Source organism: Paenibacillus sp. 01L418 (genome assembly GCF_056400045.1).
In genome coordinates this window covers 1-20,529 of record NZ_JBFTSN010000081.1, presented here as the reverse complement: position 1 = coordinate 20,529, position 20,529 = coordinate 1, and the positions used below count along the sequence as shown (strand labels likewise).

The following is a 20,529-nucleotide window of genomic DNA, read 5'->3' as shown; positions in this document are numbered from 1 at the left end:
GGGTAGGTGAAACCGTTTCGCTGGTTCATTAAGGCAAGAGTAGACAAGGCTGCATACAGATGCTAGGTTTAAAGCGGATGGATTTGACCTAGGATATTTGGGTAAGGCTTGTTTAATCCTTTTATTACATTAAGCAAAGTAGGTTTAAAAGAATGAATAATAGCGATCAGCCGATTTATCGATTTAGTGAAGCGCCTATTTGGGAGCTGCAGCGCGCTTATTTTGAAGAGCAGGGCATCGAGGCGTGGCAAAATGATGAAGTGCCGCAGTACATTACGAACAATCCTGTGATCGCGTCTGCTTATGCAGAGATCATATTCGGATTTTTACAGGATAGAGCAAGGTTAGGTGGCATATCGGAGGAACCGATTACGATCCTTGAGCTTGGAGCAGGCTCGGGTCGACTAGCCTATCAAGTGCTGACGGCATTATGTGAGCTGATAGATTTTGCTGGTATGGAGCTTCCGCCGTTTCGTTACATCATGAGTGATTTGCCAGTCAAAAATATTGACTATTGGCAGCAGCATGAACGCTTACAGCCATTTGTCCAGCAAGGCATACTCGATTTCGCTAAGTTTGACGCGGTACGTGATACAGAGCTTCGATTGACGGAATCGGGTGTCACGATAAAGCAGGCAGATCTGAAGCAGCCGCTGCTGCTTGTTGCCAATTATTTTTTTGACAGCATTCCGCAAGAGCTCATTTATGTGGATGAAGGTCATATTTTTGAATGTAAAGTGTCCTTCGCGGTACCTGCTGCTGAGGCGGATGGCATAGATGTATCGGACATGCTGGTGAGCATAGAGCCCGAGTATCATTACCGAAGAGCAGCCGAGTATGAAGAGCAATCGTACCCCTATCGGAATGTGATTGAGCTGTATAAGCAGCAGCTTGAGGATTCGCATATCCTCTTCCCGGAGATTGGGATGGATTGTCTTGAACGGCTTGGACGGTTATCACAAGCGGGATTTGTACTGCTTACAGCCGATAAAGGCGATCACCGAATGGAGAACTGGGCATTTGCTGAGCCGCCCGAACTGATTCATCACGGCAGCTTTTCGCTCACGGCCAATTATCATGCGATACAGCATGTTTTTGAACAAAAAGGCGCATTGTCCTATTTTACTAACCATCATTATAAAAATTTGAATGTAGGCTGCATCATCATGCTGGAGAAGCCAGCGACCTATGCGAACACACGCTTAGCTTATCGTCGTTTTGTCGAACGTTTTGGACCGGATGATTTTTTTAGCATGAAGCTATGGTTTGACGAGCATTTGGAATCGCTAGAGATGTACGCCATTTTAGCTTTCTGGCGACTGAGCCGCTACGATGCGCAATTGTTCATTCAAAGCGCTGAGCGCATACAGTCGCTGCTGCCAGATAGCAGCGACGAAGAAGCCGATGATCTTCGGCAGGGTATGCAAATGATGTGGGCGGGCTATTATCCGATGAATGAACAGCACCATTTGGCTTTGGCATGCGGAAGTCTGCTTTATGAGCTGGAGCTGTATGCGGATGCGAGGCTATATTTGGAGCGTTCGATGGAGGCTGGCAAGACGACTGTGGATGCACTCTACAAGCTGGCGATTTGCTGCTATGAAGAGGGCGAAGAGCCAGAAGCATTACAATATGCGCATCAAGTTTTGGCGATGGAGCCAGAACATGAGGAAGCGAAGTCGTTGTTGACTGCCTTCAAATAAGAGGCGTGACAGCCATTTTTCGTTGTTGCGCACACGTCGAATTGGYGTAATAAGCACGTATGTGTGCTTACGGACGAGCTACATAGGCTATTTTGAGGCTGTAAGCGCAAATGWGTGCTTACAGCCATTTTTCRTTGTTGCGSRYACGTCGAATTGGYGYAATAAGCWCGTATGTGTGCTTACGGACGAACAACATATCCTGTTTTATGGCTGGAAGCACATATACGTGCTTCCAGCTTTTTTCGTTGCTGCATATTGGTAGTGGTCATTTCTCTGACTGAGGCTGCATGCGGTAATGCTTTGGGCTGGTGCCATAGAAGGCACTGAAATGGCGTGTAAAAGGATGGATAGAGGCATAACCAAGCTTCTCGGCAATGGCGGTAACGCTCAACTCGCTTTCGAGCAAGAGATGGGAAGCGCGTCTCATGAGCAGCTTGTGATGGTAGGCTTTTGGCGTGAGTCCGGTTTCTCGTAAAAACAAAGCATGAAAGTAGGTTCGCTTCAGCCCGCAAAATTCCCACCATGTCTCGACGGACTCGCGTTTCTCAGGATGAGCATTTAGATGCGTGAGCAAGCGGACGATGCGATAGTCGGTAGGCTGGTGCGTATGAATCGTATTGTACCAGTTCAGAATCCAAGCATAGAGCAAGCTGTTCATCATCTCTGTTCGGTAAAATTGCGAATCATTATACAGCTTAGCGAGCATTAAGAAGGAATCGTACAGCTCTGGATAAGGCTGCAAGGAAAATACGCATGGCAGGCTGTCGAGTTCATCACATGCCATGGAAGGGGCGACGGTATTCAGCTCGAACGGCTCCGGGTCGTAGATGAACGTTCGATTGGCAGAGACGGGATCACTCTGATTCCAGAGATCACAATACAAATTGTAGGAGGACAGCGGATGGTCGGATGAAATATGGAAGGCGTGAGGCTGCTCTGGCCTAAGAAAGATCAGCGTTCGATTGTTGATGGGGTATTTCTTGCCGTCAATCTCCATTTCCCCGGGACCATCTGTAAATAAATGAAAAGCATAAACACTGCAAATGCGCAGCTTCTCATTGGAGCTGCCATCATAAAGGTAATACATGGAATCTCCGACATGAGGCGTGATCTCGTTCAGCTTCTTCAAGCGAACACCCTTTTCTTTGGTATATTCATATAAAATTTAGCGGATGAATTGTCAACTTAATGGATGTCTGATCAAATACACGTTCCTGTATAGATGATACAATAACAAAAATATTAGGGAATGAACAGCAATAGCTGATGTGGATCAATTAACAACATAAATCTTTTCTTTAGCTAGCTTAACTTTTGCATGTACATGGAGGAATGCCTTTGAGATTTAAAGATAAGGTTGTGCTTATAACCGGCGGCGGTTCTGGTATCGGCGAGGAAAGCGCACGGTTGTTCGCGGCAGAAGGCGCACAAGTCGTCATAGCAGATTGGAATGAGCATGAAGGGCAGCGCGTGGCTGATGAAATCAATAAACAACAAGGATTTTTGAAAGGGCTTCCATATAGAAGTGCGCGGGCAATTCAGACGGATGTATCGCGTGAGAGTGCGGTTGAAGCGCTTATGAAAGAAACGGTTCAGACATTCGGCAAGCTCGATGTTCTGTATAACAATGCAGCGGTTATTCTGCCAAAGCCGCTTGAGGAAATCGATGAGCAGTCATTTGACCATGTTCTTGCGGTAAATTTGAAGGGCGTGTATCTGATGATCAAGCATGCGATTCCGCTATTGCGGCAGACCAAAGGCGCGATTGTGAATATGGCTTCGCTGAACGGTCTTATCGGGCAGCGGAATAATCCGATTTATGCTGCTTCCAAAGGAGCGGTTATTGCGCTGACGAAGTCATTGGCGCTCGATTTTGCAGCGGATGGTGTAAGAGTCAACTGTGTGTGTCCGGCCGGTGTGATGACGCCTTTATTGGAAGATTGGCTGAGACAGCAGCCTGATCAAGCAGCAGCGCTGGATGCGCTGAATACGATGCATCCGCTTGGCCGATCGGCAACCTCGGAGGAGATCGCGCAGTCGGTACTGTATTTGGCTTCCCAGCAGGCGTCTTTCATAACGGGTGTAGCTCTTCCGGTTGAGGGTGGGGCTTCGCTAGGCTATTAAACAAAAGGAAGGGAGTACAAACGATGAAAATCACAAAAGTGGAAACATTCGTACTTCATGTGCCCATCGACCCGCCAATAACGGATGCGATTAATGTGGCGACGCATTGGGGACTGTCAGGCGTTCGGATCTTTACAGATGAAGGTTACGTCGGATACGGCTACACAGGAACCTGCGCCCATGGCGATGATATGATCGTCGACACGATTGAACGTTATTACGCTCCGGAGCTGATCGGCAAGGACCCTTTTATGGTAAAGGAGATTTGGGAGACGCTGCGGTATGGCAAAATGCACTGGATCGGACGGGCAGGCATTACGCATATGGCGCTTGCTGCTGTGGATATTGCGTTATGGGACATTATGTCGAAGGCGTCCAACAAGCCGTTATGGCAGTACCTTGGCGGACATAAATCAAAAGGCATTAAAGCCTATAACACGAACGGCGGCTGGTTGAACTGGTCGAAGGAGCGTTTGCTGAAGGATGTCACGGACATTGTCGAGCAGGGGTTTACAGGGGTGAAGATTAAGGTTGGCAAGTCCGATCCACATGAAGATTATGACCGAGTGAAGGCGGTGCGCAAAGCGATTGGCGATCAGGTGATCTTTATGATCGACGTTAATCAGCAATGGAATATTAATACGGCGATGACCTGGGGCAAGAAGCTGGAGGAATTTGATTTATTTTGGCTGGAGGAGCCGCTTAATCCTGATGATATTCTAGGTCACAAGAAGCTGGCGGATGCACTAAATGTTCCGATTGCACTCGGTGAGCATGTGTACTCGAAATATGCGTTCCGTGATTATATTCATCAAGGCGCTATCGAATATTGTCAGGTTGATGTTACGCGGGTAGCGGGTATTACGGAGTGGCTGCAGGTCGCGGGGCTGGCCGCTTCGTACGACATACCAATCTGCCCGCATGTCGGCGATATGGGACAAATTCACCAGCATTTGGTGGCGGCTACGCCGGGGGCAATGATGCTTGAGTATATCCCTTGGATCAGAACGATCTTTGTTGAACCGGCAACCGTCAAGAATGGACAATATGTGCTGCCGGAGCTGCCGGGCGCTTCCACTGAAATCATTCCTAAATATTTTAATGAATTCCGTATTCGATAGATAGCAGGGAAATTGACAATTCAATTGTTACACGAATCTTATAACTAAAGGATGGGGACTGCATGAATCATTCAAAGCTTTGGTATTCAGGGCCAGCAACGGATTGGAAGCAAGGACTGCCGATAGGGAATGGAAGAATAGGCGCGGTCATTCACGGTGGAATAGAAAGCGAAACATGGAACATGACAGAAATTACTTACTGGTCGGGTCAAGTGGAGCGCATTCAAGGAAATGGAAACCCGAAAGCCAATCTGGAGCAGATGAGAGAGCAGTTTTTCAAGGGCAATTATAGCGAGGGAGACCGGCTTGCTAAGCAAGGGCTGCAGCCGAATAAGCAAAACTTTGGCACAAACCTATCTGTGTGCGATATCAATTTGCGCTTCGAGCAGCAAGGGGAAGATCTTGTACGTGAGTTAAGCTTGGAAAAGGCAATTGTGCAAACTTCCTATACAAGCTCAGGCGGCAAAATAACACGTGAAACGTTCGCAACGCATGCCGATGGTATTGTTGTATCACGCATAAAGAGTGAGTTAAAAGGGGCAATATCCTTCTCGCTGAGCATTCAAGGAAGAACCGGAGATTTTGCAACGACAGCTGCGGATGACGATGCAATTGGATTCCGCGGCCAAGCGACGGAAGATGTGCACAGCAACGGAAAATGTGGTGTGTTTTGCGAGGGTATGGTTAAGGTCGTTGCCGTGGGCGGCATTATCGAAACCACTGGTAATGAAATCAAGGTATCGCAAGCGGATGAGGCGTTTATATATTTTGCGGTGAATACGGATTATGGCAGGACAGATGAGAATTGGGCTTCGGAATGCCATGCGCAAATTAACGATGCTATTGCCAAAGGTTATGAGCGCCTAAGAGCGGATCATATTGTAGATTATCGCGATTTGTACGCTCGTGTGACCCTTGATTTAGGCGATACGGCGAGTGCGAAGCTACCAACAGACGAGCGGATGAAGCAGCTTCGGAACGGGCAGTATGATGATCCGGATTTAGTCGCTTTATTTTTCCAATACGGCCGTTATCTAACGATTGCAGGCTCGCGCGAGGATTCGCCGCTGCCGCTGCATTTGCAAGGCGTGTGGAACGATGGCGAAGCGAATCGCATGGCTTGGAGCTGCGACTACCACTTGGATATCAACACGGAAATGAACTATTACCCGACGGAAATAAGCAATTTGGCGGAATGCCATGTACCTTTGATGAATTATATTGAACGTTTATCTGTCGCAGGCAGGCAAGCGGCTCAGGATTTCTACGGAAGCGAGGGCTGGGTGGCGCATGTGTTCTCGAATGCTTGGGGCTTCTCGGCTCCGGGCTGGGAGACGGGCTGGGGACTGAATGTAACAGGCGGATTATGGATTGCGATGCATTTGAAGGAGCATTATGAGTATGGGCTTGACCGCGATTTCCTAATGAAGCAGGCGTATCCCGTTATGAAGGAATCGGCGGTCTTTTTCCTCGATTATATGACTGTGCACCCTACTTATGGCTGGCTCGTAACCGGACCGTCCAATTCGCCTGAGAACAGCTTTTATCCGAGCGGCAGCAAGGATGAAGCTCAGCAGCTGTCGATGGGCTCGACGATGGACCAGCAGCTGATATGGGATTTGTTCACCTTTTGCCTAGAGTCGGCGAAGCTGCTGCAAATGGATTCTGAGTTCCAAGAGAAGCTGGAGCAAGCGTTATTGCTGATGCCGCCTCTCATGATCGGAAAAAAAGGACAGCTGCAGGAATGGCTCGAGGATTATGAGGAGGCGCAGCCGGAGCATCGCCACCTTGCTCATCTATTTGGCTTATACCCGAGCAATCAAATTACGCCGCGGAAGACGCCGGAGCTGAGTGCTGCCGCTAAGCAAACGTTGATTGGCCGGATGCAGACCGATGAGCTGGAGGATATTGAATTTACAGCTGTACTGTTCGCCACCGGCTTCTCCAGATTGTACGAAGGAGATCGTGCGCTAAAGCATATCACTCATTTAATTGGAGAGCTGTGCTTCGATAATATGCTGACCTATTCCAAGGCGGGTGTAGCCGGAGCGGAGACGAATATTTTTGTCATCGACGGCAATTATGGCGGAACCGCGGCGGTAGCGGATCTACTCCTTCAAAGCCAGCCGGGCGAAATTCACTTACTTCCAGCGCTTCCGGCTGTCTGGAACAAAGGGTCATACAAAGGACTGCGTGCCAAAGGAAATGTAGAGGTTGACGTCTCGTGGGAAAATGGCGTGCTGACTGAAGTAACGATTCAAGCTTTCTCTGCAGGGGAAACGGTCGTAAGATTCGGTGAGCAGGAAGTGCAAGTCTCTTTGATGCCCGGCCGCGTATATCGATTCGATAAAGACTTGAAAGCTCTAGTACAGCAAGAAGCTTAAACGGAATGAGCCTAGTCAGTGAATAAGACAACTACTTGTTTTTAATAGTAGTTGTCTTTTCGCGTCAGTAAGTTATTATAAATGAGCGAAGCTCTTTCGTTGCTTCTAGGCTTCTGTACTGCCTATGTTATGAAAGCGCTAACAATCAAGGGAGGTGGGTTGACCGTGCCAAAGTACTCAACCATTTTTCGGAAATTTCTCATTTCATATCTTATTATCTTGGTCATTCCAAGCATAGCAGGTTACGTTTCCTATCGTACTTCAATCTCGGTGACACAATCCATTTCCATTGAGAATAGCGTCACATTGCTGCAGCGGAGCCAGGATATTTTGGAGAGAAGGATGGTTGAGGTTGAGGGCTTCACAAGGCAGCTCGCTTTGAATCCTGATTTAAATAAATTAATGAATGAGCAGAAAAAAGGCGACATCGTCAACGTCTATGGCATTTGGAGCATGGTGAGACAAGTAACGCCGTTTAGCCAGACAAATGATTTCTTGCAAAACTATTTTATCTACTTAAATAACTATGATGTGATCTTTACGCAGGGCTCCGCCTATTTCCGTCCCGAACATTATTATCAGAACTTTCATTATAACGATCTTACGCTCGCGGAATGGAAGGAAACAGTACTGGACAAAACTCACCGAAGTGAAATTATGCCTCTTCGCTCCTTTACTAGCAATGCCAAACAATCCTCCGTCGTTACGTATATGCAGTCGCTCCCTTTGGACAGCTTTAGCGGCTCATCACCTGCTACTGTGGTCGTCATGATTGATGAAGAAAACATATCTAGCCTGCTCGCGGGAGTAGAGGATCGTTACGGCGGCTGGGCTCATATTAGCGATGCACAAGGGAATACAGTTGGACTACGCGGAATTAGCGAGGAAAATGCTAAGCTGCTGTCTTCGGATTCACGCCTCATCCAAGACAAAGTTAGCCAATTTTATAATAACGATCTCGTCATTACGATTCATTCCGAAAAAAATGGTTGGACCTATCGAGCGGGAATTCCAAAGCAGGTGCTGATGGAAAACGCAAATCAAATTAAACATATTACTTGGCTTGTGACCGGCATCGCTTTACTTCTCGGCCTGCTGGCTGGTCTGCTCCTGTCCTACCGAAACAGCGCACCAATGAATAGGCTGCTTACGGTAATGAAGGAGCAGTTTGGCAAGGATGGCATTACGGGCCGAAACGAATATGATTTTTTGCAGGGCAATATATCGAGCATCATTACGAGCAATCGCCACCTGGAGACGGAATTAAAACGGCAGCTTCCTTTAGTTAGAGATGGTTTCTTGAAACGGTTAATTGCTGGGGAATTTCACACCACTGAGGAAATTACGGCAGCGGCTGTACAGGCGGATACGAGGTTTGATACGAATGAGGGTTATGTCGGTATTTTGCAGATTAATGGATACTCCGGCATGGACAACGTAGAAATACTGAACGAGCTGTATGCAGCAAGACTCATTTTGAAAAAGGCGTTAATCGATCTGGACAGCCAGCTGCATATGACGGATCTTGGCTCGGATCGAATTGTGACGATTATTACGACCATGGAAGGGGAGTATGGAGTCGAAGCAGCTAAGCTGCGAATGAGTCATATTCTTGAGAAGCTGTCCGATATCGCCTATAGGGAGTATAAGATTTCGGTCACTGCAGCATTAGGAGATGCGTTCACGACTATTCTTGACGTTAGCCATTCCTATGAGCAGGCGAAGCAAACGATCGAGTATGCCGAGTTTAACAACAAAAAGAGCTTCGTATGGTTTACGGACTCTAGGCTTGAAACAGCGACATATTATTATCCAATGGACATTGAGCAGCGTTTGATTAGCACTATTCGTGCGGGAGATTCGGATGAGGCAAAGCGGATGGTACATTCGGTTATGAATATTAATATGGAAAATAAGCAGCTTTCTATCGAGATGAAGCAGCAGCTGATCGGCGAGCTGAAGGGTACGCTGCTTAAGCTGCTGGACCAGAAAACGTTCATGGAATCCGATTTGCTGCATGCGTTGAAAAATCAAATCATCGGCATTCAAGCTTCTAATCCAATGGCGGCTATTCAGGAGGAGATCATCGGTATTGTAGAAGCATTATGCAGCGTCATCAACAGTAAAAAAAATCATGTTCATATTCAAACCGTCGAGGAAATTAAGCAGTTTATTGCTGAGGCTTATGGCGACTCTGAGATGACCTTATACCGCATTGCAGAGCGGGTGGAGCGGCCGGAGAAATACATTTCACAATTGTTCAAAGAGGTTACGGATATAAATGTCTCTGACTATTTGGAGATGATTCGTATAGAGCAGGCTTCCTCCTTATTACGGACGAACGCTTATACTGTTGATGAAATCGCTGCTCGCGTCGGGTACAACAGCTCTCATTCGTTCCGAAGAGCCTTTAAGCGAGTCATGGGCGTTGCGCCAAGCTCATATCGACAATCGATCGAAGTGTAAGCGTTCAGCGCAGTTACCGATAAGGAGAGGGTTTGAATGAAGAAAAGAATCGCAGGCCTATCTGCGCTTATACTTCTTGTAGTTTTACTGCTTGCCGCGTGCTCGCAAAGCAATGAGCCAGCTCATACGGATGCAGCTTCGCTTGCTTCCATAGACAAGCCGGTCGAGATTAATGTTTTCGCCCAGCAGGATACCAGCATCGATTTAAAAACAAATGATTTTACGAGGCTGCTTGAAAATAAATTTAATGTCAAATTTAATTGGGACATTATTTCGATGGACGGCGCGAAGGAGAAACGGCAAATTTCACTTGCAAGCGGCGATTTTCCTGATGCTTATATTTTAACGGCCTACATTGACCAGTTCACACAATCCGACTTGTTGAAGTATGGCAAGCAAAGCGTATTACTGCCGTTAAATGAGCTCATAGAGCAATATGCGCCGAACATTAAAGCCGCGATGGAGAAAGATCCGAAGCTTAAAGCTTTGAATACAGCTCCTGATGGCAATATTTATGGGCTTGTTGCCTATAGTGAATGCTTCCACTGCTCCTATCCAAACAAAATGTGGGTAAACACGAAGTGGCTTCAGCGATTAGGGCTTGATATGCCAAAAACGACAGACGAATTTAAAGAGATGCTGAGAGCGTTCAAGCAAAACGACCCGAACGGAAATGGTTTATTGGATGAAGTTCCGCTGAGCGGCTCGACGGAAGATTTTGGCGTTCATATTGTTCCTTATTTGATGAATGGCTTCATTTATGATGACGACCGCAATTATTTGTATATGAATAATGGGAAGGTGGATACAGCGGCCAATAAGCAGCAATGGAAGGAAGGGATTTCCTATATTAAGTCACTTTATGACGAGGGCTTAATTGATCCAGGAGCCTTTATTCAAAATGCCGAGGCGCTAAAAAAAGCTGGAGACAATGCAAATGTTGACATTCTCGGCGCAGCTGCAGCCATGCATCCTGCTATCTTCGTGAGTGAGCGAACGAAGGATTATGCACCGCTGCCGCCGCTTGCGGGGCCGTATGCTTCCTATACTACCTTTGCCAGCGGAGGAATATCACCGGGTGCTAAATTTGTCATTACGAATAAGGCGAGCAAGGAAGCGCAAATTGCCTTAATTCGAATGGTTGACTACATGTACACGCCGGAAGGACAAACGCTAGCGCAGTCAGGTCTTGAAGGCGTAGGCTGGCGAAAGCCGGTAGCTGATGAGGTGGCGCTTGGTGAAGGGCTGGAGCCCAAATTTGCGACATTGATCCCCATCGAAAGCACTGAGCAAAAGAACACCGGCTGGAGCGGGATGGCGCATTTCTACATGCCAAGAGATTATCGAGACAGCTGGGTCGCAAGCAAAGACATATACGCGCCCGACGGCTATGAGCGAAGGCTTATTGAAGCGACACTGCTGTATGAGGGACATGAGCCAGACGAAATGTTTCCGGTGTGGAACATTTGGCTTGATTCGGCACAAGCTGATGAAGTGGGGATGCTGAGCACAAACTTGATGAATTACATCGATCAAAGCATGCTTCAATTTATTACCGGCAACTTGGATTTGGATAGGGATTGGGATACCTACGTGAGCGGACTGGAGAATATGCAGGTCGATCGTTTTATTGAAATCATGCAAAAAGCATATGACCAAAACAAACCTATGCACTAGAAATGCATAAGAAAGAACCCGACTGCCCGAGCAGTCGGGTTTTTTTGCGTTTCTAAGCAGCAATCCTGAAAATTGTACGCCGCTGCGGCGATTTGCCCCCTGAAAACAGGGGTTATTGTACGTTAAAAGACGCAAATGTACCTGTTTGGATAATGTGGATTTCTACTATGATCATCGTATAGAAAGCGCTGTCATTTCATCGGCCATTAGCTACCTAGGGGGGATTGTTCTGGAAAAAGAGATTGTATTGAATAACAAGCTGTTGAAGCAAAAGAGCAAGCGCAGCCTTGCGGATGAAGCGAGCAGAAGCTTCAAGAAGCATTGGCAGCTGTACCTTATCATTATACCGCCTGTATTGTTTTTTCTTATTTTTAAATATTACCCGATGCTGAATGCGGTGCTTGCTTTTAAGGATTACAACGTCATTAAAGGCATTTGGGGCAGCGAATGGGTCGGGCTCAAAAACTTCAGGCTTTTCTTTGAAAATCCGATGTTCTGGACGCTGGTCAAGAACACCATATACGTCAGCGGTTATTTATTGCTCGCGGGGTTTCCGATACCAATTATTTTGGCGTTGATGCTTAATGAAGTGCGAAATGGCCGTTTCAAACGGCTTGTACAGCTGGTCACCTTCGCTCCTTATTTTATCTCTACAGTCGTTATGGTATCGATCATTATGATGTTTCTGGCGCCGCGGCTAGGCTTTGTGAATGTGGCGCTCCACTACTTCGGCATGGATTCAGTCAACTTTCTTGGTGAAGCCAGCATGTTCCGATCGATCTTTGTTTGGTCGGATATTTGGCAGACGGCTGGTTATTCCGCGGTCATTTATTTGGCGGCGCTTKCGGGCATCGATCCTACGCTTTATGAGGCTGCCAAAGTGGATGGCGCATCGCGATTTCAGAAAATCGTCCACGTTGATTTGCCGGGCATTTTGCCGACCATTACGATCATTCTCATCTTAAACGTAGGCAGTGTAATGGCGATTGGCTTTGAGAAAATTTATTTACTGCAAAATCAGCTCAATATCGTTAATTCCGAAATAATTGCCACATACGTGTACAAAATTGGGCTGTTAAATGCCAATTACAGCTTCGCTACAGCGGTAGGCTTGTTTAATTCATTCATCAATCTCTTGCTGCTGTTCACGGTTAACGGTTTGGCCAAACGGTTTATGAAATCAAGCATTTGGTAAAAGGGGAGTGCGCCTATGGCATCAACGAAGATAGCATCGCAGGCACCAATCAGACAAACGATTAAGGATTCAACAGGCGATAAGATTTTTTTGTTCATTATTTATGCCATATTGGCGGTTGTGTTGATCGCGGTTATTTATCCGCTTATTTATATTATCAGCAGCTCGATCAGCAGCCCGGCAGCCGTTACTTCCGGCCGTGTCTGGCTGTGGCCCGTTGATATTTCCTTTAAGGGCTTTAAGGTTCTGTTCGATACGCCGGAAATTATGAGAGGGTACGGGAACTCGCTATTCTATACCGCAGCAGGAACGTTGATCAGTGTAGCCCTTACGGTCATGATTGCGTATCCGATGTCGCGCAAATCCTTTTTTGGCCGCAGCGTCATTATGATGCTCATTACGTTCACCATGCTCTTCAGCGGCGGTTTGATTCCGACGTACATGGTGGTGAAGGAGTTTGGCATGATCGATTCGCGGTGGGCGCTGCTCATTCCGAATGCGGTTTGGGTATGGCAGGTGATTATTGCACGCTCCTTCTTCCAGTCGTCCATTCCAGATGAATTGTTTGAAGCAAGCGAGATCGATGGCTGCAGCGACATCAGATTTATGCGAAGCGTGGTTATTCCGTTATCCAAGCCCATTCTTGCGGTGCTTTTCCTAATGTACGGCGTAGGTCAATGGAATGCCTACTTCGATGCCTTAATCTATCTCAAATCAGCGAAGTTGTTTCCGCTTCAGCTCGTTCTGAGGAGCATCATCATTATGAACAACAGCGCAAGCGTAACGGATGCCTTGAAGCAAGTGGAAAGGCAGCAGCTGTCAGAGCTGCTTAAATATTCGCTGATCGTAGTAGCTACGCTGCCAGTTCTTATTATTTATCCTTTCGTACAGCGTTATTTCGTACAAGGGATGCTTGTTGGCTCAGTCAAAGGCTAACGGGAAAGAGGCAGAAACTGCGCTGGTTTGCATGAGAGGAGGTGGTTCATTTGTAGTGTAATTGCAATACAAAAGTATGGCACAAATCGAAAAAGGGAGCGATACATTTGAAAAAGAGACTCGTAAGTTTGCTCGCAATCATGCTGATGATCAGCTTGGTGCTTGCCGCGTGCTCGAATAATAAAGGAACTTCCAACACTAATAAGGCAACAAATACGCCAAAGGCACAATCGGAAGAGACGGGAGCAACCGCACCGGTTGAAATTACGATATTTGCGGTACAAGAACCGAATATCGATATGGCTACGAATAAATTCACCAAATTTGTAGAAGAGAAATTCAACATAAAACTTAAATTTGAAACGACACCTCCGGATGGCGCGAAGGAAAAACGTCAGATTTCATTAGCGAGCGGAGATTACCCGGATGCGTATATGCTTCCTGGCTACATTGATCAATTCACGCAGGCTGATGTTGTGAAGTATGGAAAACAAGGGGTGCTGGTGCCTCTGAACGATCTGATCGAGCAATATGCGCCAAACATTAAAGCAGCCATGGAAAATAACTCTGACTTAAGAGCGTTCAACACGGCACCCGATGGCAATATTTACGGACTTGTCGCTTACAGCCAGTGCTTCCACTGCTCGTATCCGAACAAAATGTGGTTGAATACGAAATGGCTGGATAAATTGCAGCTGGAAATGCCCAAAACGCCTGAAGAGTTTAAGGCTGTATTAAAAGCGTTCAAAACACAAGATCCAAACGGCAATGGCATTGCTGATGAAGTGCCGCTAAGCGGTTCAATCGAGGACTTTGGCGTACGCGTCATTCCATTCCTCATGAATGGTTTTGTCTATGACGATGACCGCAATTACTTGAATCTAACCAACGGTAAAGTAGAGTCGGCTGCGCTTAAGCCGGAATGGAGAGAAGGCTTAACGTATATTAAATCGTTATACGATGAAGGCTTAATCGATCCGGGCGCCTTTGCACAAAACGCGGAAGCTTTCAAAAAGATTGGCGAAAATGGCGATGCTCAAATTTTGGGCGCTGGCGCCGGTATGCATCCTGCTATCTTCGTAAACATCGATGTGGGCAACAAAAACTCAGCTGATTACAACCCCGTACCTCCGCTTACAGGACCACATGGCTCGTTCGCGACTCATGATGGCGGCGGCGTTGCGCCGGGAGCAAAATTTGTAATCACGAATAAAGCATCTGAAGAACAAAAAATTGCGCTTATTAAATTGGTTGATTACATGTTTACAGAAGAAGGACAAACGAATGGCGCTTCCGGCATGGAAGGCATCGACTGGAGAAAGCCGAAGGAAGGCGAAGTAGCGCTTGGAGAAGGCGTTACCCCGAAGGTAGCAACGATTCCTGCGGTTGAAGGCGAAGCGCCTCGTAATGCAGGTTGGAGCGGAACGGCTCACTTCTACATGCCAAGGGAATACCGAGACAGCTGGGTTCAAGGTACGGATATTTATGATTCCGCCAACTATGAGCGCAGATTGTATCAAGCGACGCTATTGTACCAAGGCCACGAGCCGAAGGAGCTTTTCCCATTGTGGGCGATTTGGATTGATTCAGCGGAAATCGATGAGGCAAGCATTTTGCAAACAAACATTAAGTCGTTTATTGAGCAAAATGCGCTTCAATTCATTACCGGAAATAAATCGCTTGAGAAGGATTGGGACGGTTACGTGAAGGGACTCAAGGATCTGAAAATAGATCGTTATCTCGAAATTTTGCAAAAAGCGTACGACCAATCATTTAAATAATAGTGATTTCAAAGGATCAGGTTCTTTATTGCGAGATAAAAGCCTGATCCTATTTCATAAACAAAGGAGCTAAATAATGACGCAAATAATGAAGAAATCACGTTTGTGGCTGCTAATCGTTGTGATGATTACAGCGCAGCTGGGAATCGTGATACCAAAAACAGATGTTGCGGAGGCGGCGAATAATGGATTAGCTGCGAAGCCATATATGGGCTGGAGCAGCTACAGCTTGCAGGTTTATACGGGCAATGGACAGTGGATTAACGCAGACAATATTAAGGCACAATCGGATGCAATGCATGAGAAGCTTCAGCCTTATGGCTACGAGTATATTAATATCGATGCGGCATGGAATGGCGGAATGGACGAGTATGGGCGGCCAATCCCAAGTACAACTTTATATCCAAATGGCTTTCAAGAGGTGATCGATTACGTCCATGCGAATGGGCAAAAGATCGGCTTGTATGGCATTCCAGGCTTATCGCCGCAAGCTTATGATCAGGATCTGCCGATCTATGGCGCTCCCGGCTGCTCGATGAAGGACATCGCGGCTCAGCCGATTCAGGAGTCGGATTATTGGGGGCTTGGCTACAAAATAGATTTCAGCCAGCCATGCGCGCAGAGCTACATAAATTCAATTGCCGATCTTTACGGAGAATGGGGCATCGACTTTTTGAAATTTGACAGTGTGACGCCAGGCTCAGGCATTTCTGACCTTTCGCTGGATGCGCGTGACGATGTAAAGGCTTGGTCGCAGGCGCTGGCTCCCCACCAAATTTGGCTGGAGCTTTCCTGGGCGCTTGATATCAAATACATCGATTACTGGAAGCAGTATGCAAACGGATGGCGTGTGGACTGGGATATCGAATGCTACTGCGGCAACGGGGGGTTAACGGCTTGGCCTAATATCGCTAGATTATTCCCGAAAGCAGAGCAGTTCTGGCGTCATGCAGGTCCAGGCGGCTGGAATGATTTTGATTCGTTGAATATCGGAAATGGAACAATGGATGGCATCACGATGGACGAGCGGATGTCGGCGATGTCGTTCTGGGCGATTTCATCGGCGCAATTATACATCGGCAATGACATGACAAATTTGGACGATTACGGCATTGAGCTGTTGACGAATGAAGAAGTAATCGCGGTCAATCAGGCTGGCAGGCCGGGGCATCCTGTATCGACAGCGACGGAGCAGCAGGTGTGGTATGCGAATAATGGTGATGGAAGCTATACGGTGGGACTCTTTAATCTCGGCAGCTCTGCTGCGACGGTTAACGTGAATTGGAGTGATATTGGCATCACCGGTTCAGCCACTGTCCGTGATCTGTGGAGCCATGAGGATTTGGGCTCATTTGCGACTGGATACAGTGATGAAAATTTGGCTTCGCATGCTTCGAGGTTGTTCAAAGTAGTGGCACAGGATGGAACAGCAGCTGCTAATGACGACGATACCGGAATGAAATATTCAGGCCATTGGGTTCGTGGCGGCGGGCAGGAGCTAGTCGGAGACAAGCAAAATCTCATTATTGATGTAAGGGATAACACAGCGCAAAACAGCAGCATTAGCCCATCTGCGGCAAGCTTCAATAAGAAGTCTTCGGAGCAGGCTGATGCTGCGACGGTAATGACGCTGAACGGAAATACACTGAATAGTATCACAAACAATGGAACGGTACTGGTGTCTGGTACGGATTACAGCGTATCAGGTGATACCGTTACGATTAAAAAAGAGTACCTAGCAGCAAGACAGGCAGGCATCACGAATTTAACGTTTGCGTTTAGCGGCGGGGCATCACAGACCTTTGCCATAACCGTAAACGACACGACAATAAGGGATAGCAGGGTTACTCCTGCAACAGTGAGTTTTGATAAGAAGCTGTCCACTCAGGCTGATATTACGCTGACGACCTCGTTAAACGGCAATGAATTAACGGGCGCTGAGCATGAAGGAACCCCTTTGGCAATTGGCACGGACTACACCGTATCAGGAAGCCAGCTGACAATTAAGAAGGAGTATTTAGCGGGGCTTCCTACTGGAACGACAGCGTTATCCTTTTCATTCAGTGCAGGAGCGGAGCAGCATGTCTCCTTAGTCGTAAGGGATACTTCTGTAGGCGGGTCAATATCCATCAATGATGATCATCCGTCTATTGTCTATACAGGCGGCTGGAACCGCAGCTATAACCGCGGACTTGGCGATTATATGGATGATGTGCATTATGCGGAGGCAAACAACAATGATTATTTTGAGTATACGTTTACGGGAACGGGCATTGAATTCATTACCGAGCTGGACCCTTCACAAGGTGAAATAGACATCTATGTGGACAACGTATTCCAGCGAACGATCAGCACCTACAACATCGGAAGGCTGGCACAGCAGCAAGTATTCAACATAACAGGACTCACTAACGGAACCCACACGCTTAAAGCGGTGAAGAAGTCTGGTTACTTCCTGCTGCTCGATAAGCTGAGAATTAGTGTGCCGGATTTAATTAGCGCGAGCAGTGGAATGTTTGATAAGGCTGATGGGGAGCAGGCTGATTTTACTCTTTCGACAACAGTTGATGGAAACAGCCTAAGCAGTATTACAGATGGTTCAGGAGCCTTGATAGCGGGCACCGACTATACGGTTGATGGCAATGTGGTGACGCTTAAAAAGGAATATTTGGCGGCACAGCCTCTTGGGACTGCGAGCTTGATCTTTACCTTTGATGGCGGAGCGACGCAGACGCTGGTGATTGCTGTAAGTGATTCATCTGCTGCTAACAGCACAATTAACCCAGTCACAGCCAGCTTCAATAAGAAGGCAGATATGCAAGCAGATATCGCCACAACGTTAACGCTGAATGGAAATATGCTTGTCGGTATTTCGAATGGCACAACGACGTTGGCGGCAGGCAGCGATTATATCGTTTTGGACGATACAGTCACGATTAATAAAGCGTATCTGGCATCACTGCCGCTTGGCACGATAAATCTAAGCTTTAGCTTTGATCATGGAATGGCACAGAACTTATCCATTGCCGTAAGTGATACGACAGGTCAGAACAGCACATTGGTCCCGAGCGCATTAAGCTTCGACAAGAGAGCGAATGCACAAGCAGATATTTGGACGAAGCTCACTTTTAACGGGAACAGCTTGAGCGGTATTGCTGATGGTGCGGCGGCTTTGCAGGCAGGCGTCGATTATCAGTTGTCGGGCGACCAGCTTACGATTAAGAAGGAATTCCTTGCGGCCAAGCCAAATGGAATGACCAATCTGACGTTGTCTTTTAGCGGTGGAGCTGCGCAAATACTGGCTATCGCAGTAAGCGATACGTCTAGAGGCCGCTATGTATCTATTAATAATGATGATAGCGGAATCTCTTATAAGGGTGCATGGCAGCATGGAAGAAACCGTGGATTAGGCGATTACAAGGATGATGTCCATTACACGGAGGCGAACAACGATTATTTTGAATATGGGTTTGAGGGAACAGGCATTGAGATCGTAACGGAGAAAGATTCCTCGCAAGGGGATATCGATGTTTATGTGGATGACGTGTTTAAGCAAACGATCAGCACGTACAATACTTGCCGGCAAATTAGGCAGACGGTATATAGTATTGAGGGATTGTCTGAAGGAACACATAAAATTAAGGTCGTTAAGAAATCCGGGTATTATATGCTGTTAGACCAATTACAGTTTAGAGTTGCAGATATGATTAGTCCGGATGCTGCAAGCTTTGACAAGACGGCGCAAGCCGATGTAACGACAACGATTAGCATTAATGGCAGCAATCTGCTTGGTATTGCGAATGGCGCTGCAATGCTTGTGGCGGGCAGTGATTACACGATATCAGGTAGTGTGATTACAGTTAAAAAAGAATATCTTGCCGCACAGCCGGATGGAGCGGTGAGCTTAGCCATTTCCTATAAAGGCGATTATCAAAATGACCTGCACGCGACGGAGACGAATGGCGATTATGTTGAATATTCATTCACTGGAACCGGCATATCATTCATTGCGCCGAAGTCAGCTTCTCAAGGTGACATAGACATCTACGTTGACAATGTATTTAAAGAAACGGTAAGCGCGCATCATGCGAGCAGACTGACCCAGCAAGCGGTATACAGCATATCTGGGCTAGCAAATGGCGCTCATACGATTAAGGCGGTTAAAAAATCCGGAGAGTATATGTTGGTGGATGGTGTGAAGTTTGAGGTGAATGCGGCGACGTTGCCAACGGCAACGCCAACAACAGCGCCAACAGCAACAGCAACGGCAACACCAACGGCAACACCGGAAGAAACAATAGCGCCGACGCCGTCGGCAACACCATCGATAACACCAACATCGACACCCGTAATCACGAATGCTCCAGCTAAGGAGCTCATCACGATTGATGTTGAAAATGCCGCTAAGGTTGTAATCACGCGTACGACACAAGCGGATGGCAAGAAAACGGATGATGTGCCGATTACTATTGATCAGGCGCAAAAAGCTGTAGACAGCGTCACAGCAGCAGGACACAAATTGGTTAATATTACGATTCCTGATACGAAGGATGAAGTAATGCTAACTTCTGTCACTCTGCCGAAGGAAGCAAATAAAGTGTTCGCAGATGCAAAAATTGATTTAGGCATATTGACAGAAAACGTTAAGATAATGGTGGCTAGCGGCTTGCTTCAGTCAGCACTGGAGGATCTGTTCATTCGGTTTACACCGATTACGGAGGAAGCAAAGAAGCAGGAAATTGCGGGTCGAGCGAATAAAGAAGCGATGTTAAGGATCGTTGCAGGAAATAAAGAGGCATCTATAATAGGCCGTCCGATGAGCATTGAAACGAATATGCCAAAAGGCAATGTAACCCTCATTTTGCCTTTGAAGGATGTGAAGCTGAGCGAAGCAGACCGGAAGGACCTGGCTGTATATATCGAGCACAGCGACGGAACGAAGCAGCTGATGAAGGGCATAATCGTACCGTTTAACGACAATGGCGAGATGGGCCTTCAATTCACAGTCGACAAATTTAGTCTTTTTTCACTCGTCCATGTGGAGGGCTTAGCCGATTCTAGCTTGGGTGCCGCTTATATGAATGGTTATGAGGATGGTACATTTAGGCCGGAAAACAAGATTACCCGTGCTGAGATGGCGGT

General features: G+C 47.0%; 11 protein-coding genes. 10 read left to right on the top strand and 1 reads right to left on the bottom strand.

Annotation, left to right across the window (positions count from 1 at the left end; translation table 11 throughout):
• The first annotated feature begins 152 nt into the window (after positions 1-152).
• The gene (locus AC1DSE_RS13080) at positions 153-1,703 is read left to right on the top strand and encodes an SAM-dependent methyltransferase (RefSeq protein ID WP_477509983.1); all 1,551 of its coding nucleotides are present in this window, start codon (positions 153-155) and stop codon (positions 1,701-1,703) included.
• Between the two features lie 265 nt (positions 1,704-1,968).
• On the opposite strand, the gene AC1DSE_RS13075 is transcribed toward AC1DSE_RS13080, so the two are convergent.
• Positions 1,969-2,832: a helix-turn-helix domain-containing protein gene (locus AC1DSE_RS13075; protein ID WP_477509984.1), complete on the bottom strand. Its 864-nt coding sequence runs from the start codon at positions 2,830-2,832 to the stop codon at positions 1,969-1,971.
• 209 nt (positions 2,833-3,041) lie between these two features.
• Here AC1DSE_RS13075 and AC1DSE_RS13070 point away from each other — a divergent pair, with 209 nt between their 5' ends.
• The 9 genes from AC1DSE_RS13070 to AC1DSE_RS13030 form a co-directional block, all read left to right on the top strand.
• The gene (locus tag AC1DSE_RS13070; RefSeq protein ID WP_477527759.1) at positions 3,042-3,827 is read left to right on the top strand and encodes an SDR family NAD(P)-dependent oxidoreductase; all 786 of its coding nucleotides are present in this window, start codon (positions 3,042-3,044) and stop codon (positions 3,825-3,827) included.
• 23 nt (positions 3,828-3,850) lie between these two features.
• Positions 3,851-4,948 (top strand): mandelate racemase/muconate lactonizing enzyme family protein, encoded by a 1,098-nt coding sequence (locus AC1DSE_RS13065; RefSeq protein WP_441885514.1) that lies wholly within the window; start codon positions 3,851-3,853, stop codon positions 4,946-4,948.
• A 62-nt stretch (positions 4,949-5,010) separates the two neighbouring features.
• Positions 5,011-7,332, top strand: a complete 2,322-nt coding sequence (locus AC1DSE_RS13060) for a glycoside hydrolase family 95 protein (RefSeq protein ID WP_441885512.1) — start codon at positions 5,011-5,013, stop codon at positions 7,330-7,332.
• 165 nt (positions 7,333-7,497) lie between these two features.
• Positions 7,498-9,798 (top strand): AraC family transcriptional regulator, encoded by a 2,301-nt coding sequence (locus tag AC1DSE_RS13055; protein ID WP_477509986.1) that lies wholly within the window; start codon positions 7,498-7,500, stop codon positions 9,796-9,798.
• 36 nt (positions 9,799-9,834) lie between these two features.
• Positions 9,835-11,475 (top strand): type 2 periplasmic-binding domain-containing protein, encoded by a 1,641-nt coding sequence (locus tag AC1DSE_RS13050; RefSeq protein ID WP_477509987.1) that lies wholly within the window; start codon positions 9,835-9,837, stop codon positions 11,473-11,475.
• Between the two features lie 241 nt (positions 11,476-11,716).
• Positions 11,717-12,670, top strand: a complete 954-nt coding sequence (locus tag AC1DSE_RS13045) for an ABC transporter permease (RefSeq protein WP_477527760.1) — start codon at positions 11,717-11,719, stop codon at positions 12,668-12,670.
• 15 nt (positions 12,671-12,685) lie between these two features.
• Entirely contained in the window at positions 12,686-13,606 is a 921-nt protein-coding gene (locus tag AC1DSE_RS13040; RefSeq protein WP_441913403.1) for a carbohydrate ABC transporter permease, read from the top strand.
• Positions 13,607-13,713: 107 nt separating this feature from the next.
• On the top strand, positions 13,714-15,387 hold the full coding sequence (locus tag AC1DSE_RS13035; RefSeq protein ID WP_076270350.1) for an extracellular solute-binding protein: 1,674 nt from the start codon (positions 13,714-13,716) through the stop codon (positions 15,385-15,387).
• Between the two features lie 76 nt (positions 15,388-15,463).
• A partial coding sequence (locus tag AC1DSE_RS13030) for a X2-like carbohydrate binding domain-containing protein (protein ID WP_477527758.1) occupies positions 15,464-20,529 on the top strand: 5,066 nt, incomplete at its 3' end.

What these genes read in the sequence shown, in the direction of transcription:
- AC1DSE_RS13080 (WP_477509983.1), top strand. Translation starts at nt 153, where the DNA reads ATGAATAATAGCGATCAGCCGATTTATCGATTTAGTGAAGCGCCTATT.
- AC1DSE_RS13065 (WP_441885514.1), top strand. Translation starts at nt 3,851, where the DNA reads ATGAAAATCACAAAAGTGGAAACATTCGTACTTCATGTGCCCATCGAC.
- AC1DSE_RS13060 (WP_441885512.1), top strand. Translation starts at nt 5,011, where the DNA reads ATGAATCATTCAAAGCTTTGGTATTCAGGGCCAGCAACGGATTGGAAG.
- AC1DSE_RS13050 (WP_477509987.1), top strand. Translation starts at nt 9,835, where the DNA reads ATGAAGAAAAGAATCGCAGGCCTATCTGCGCTTATACTTCTTGTAGTT.
- AC1DSE_RS13040 (WP_441913403.1), top strand. Translation starts at nt 12,686, where the DNA reads ATGGCATCAACGAAGATAGCATCGCAGGCACCAATCAGACAAACGATT.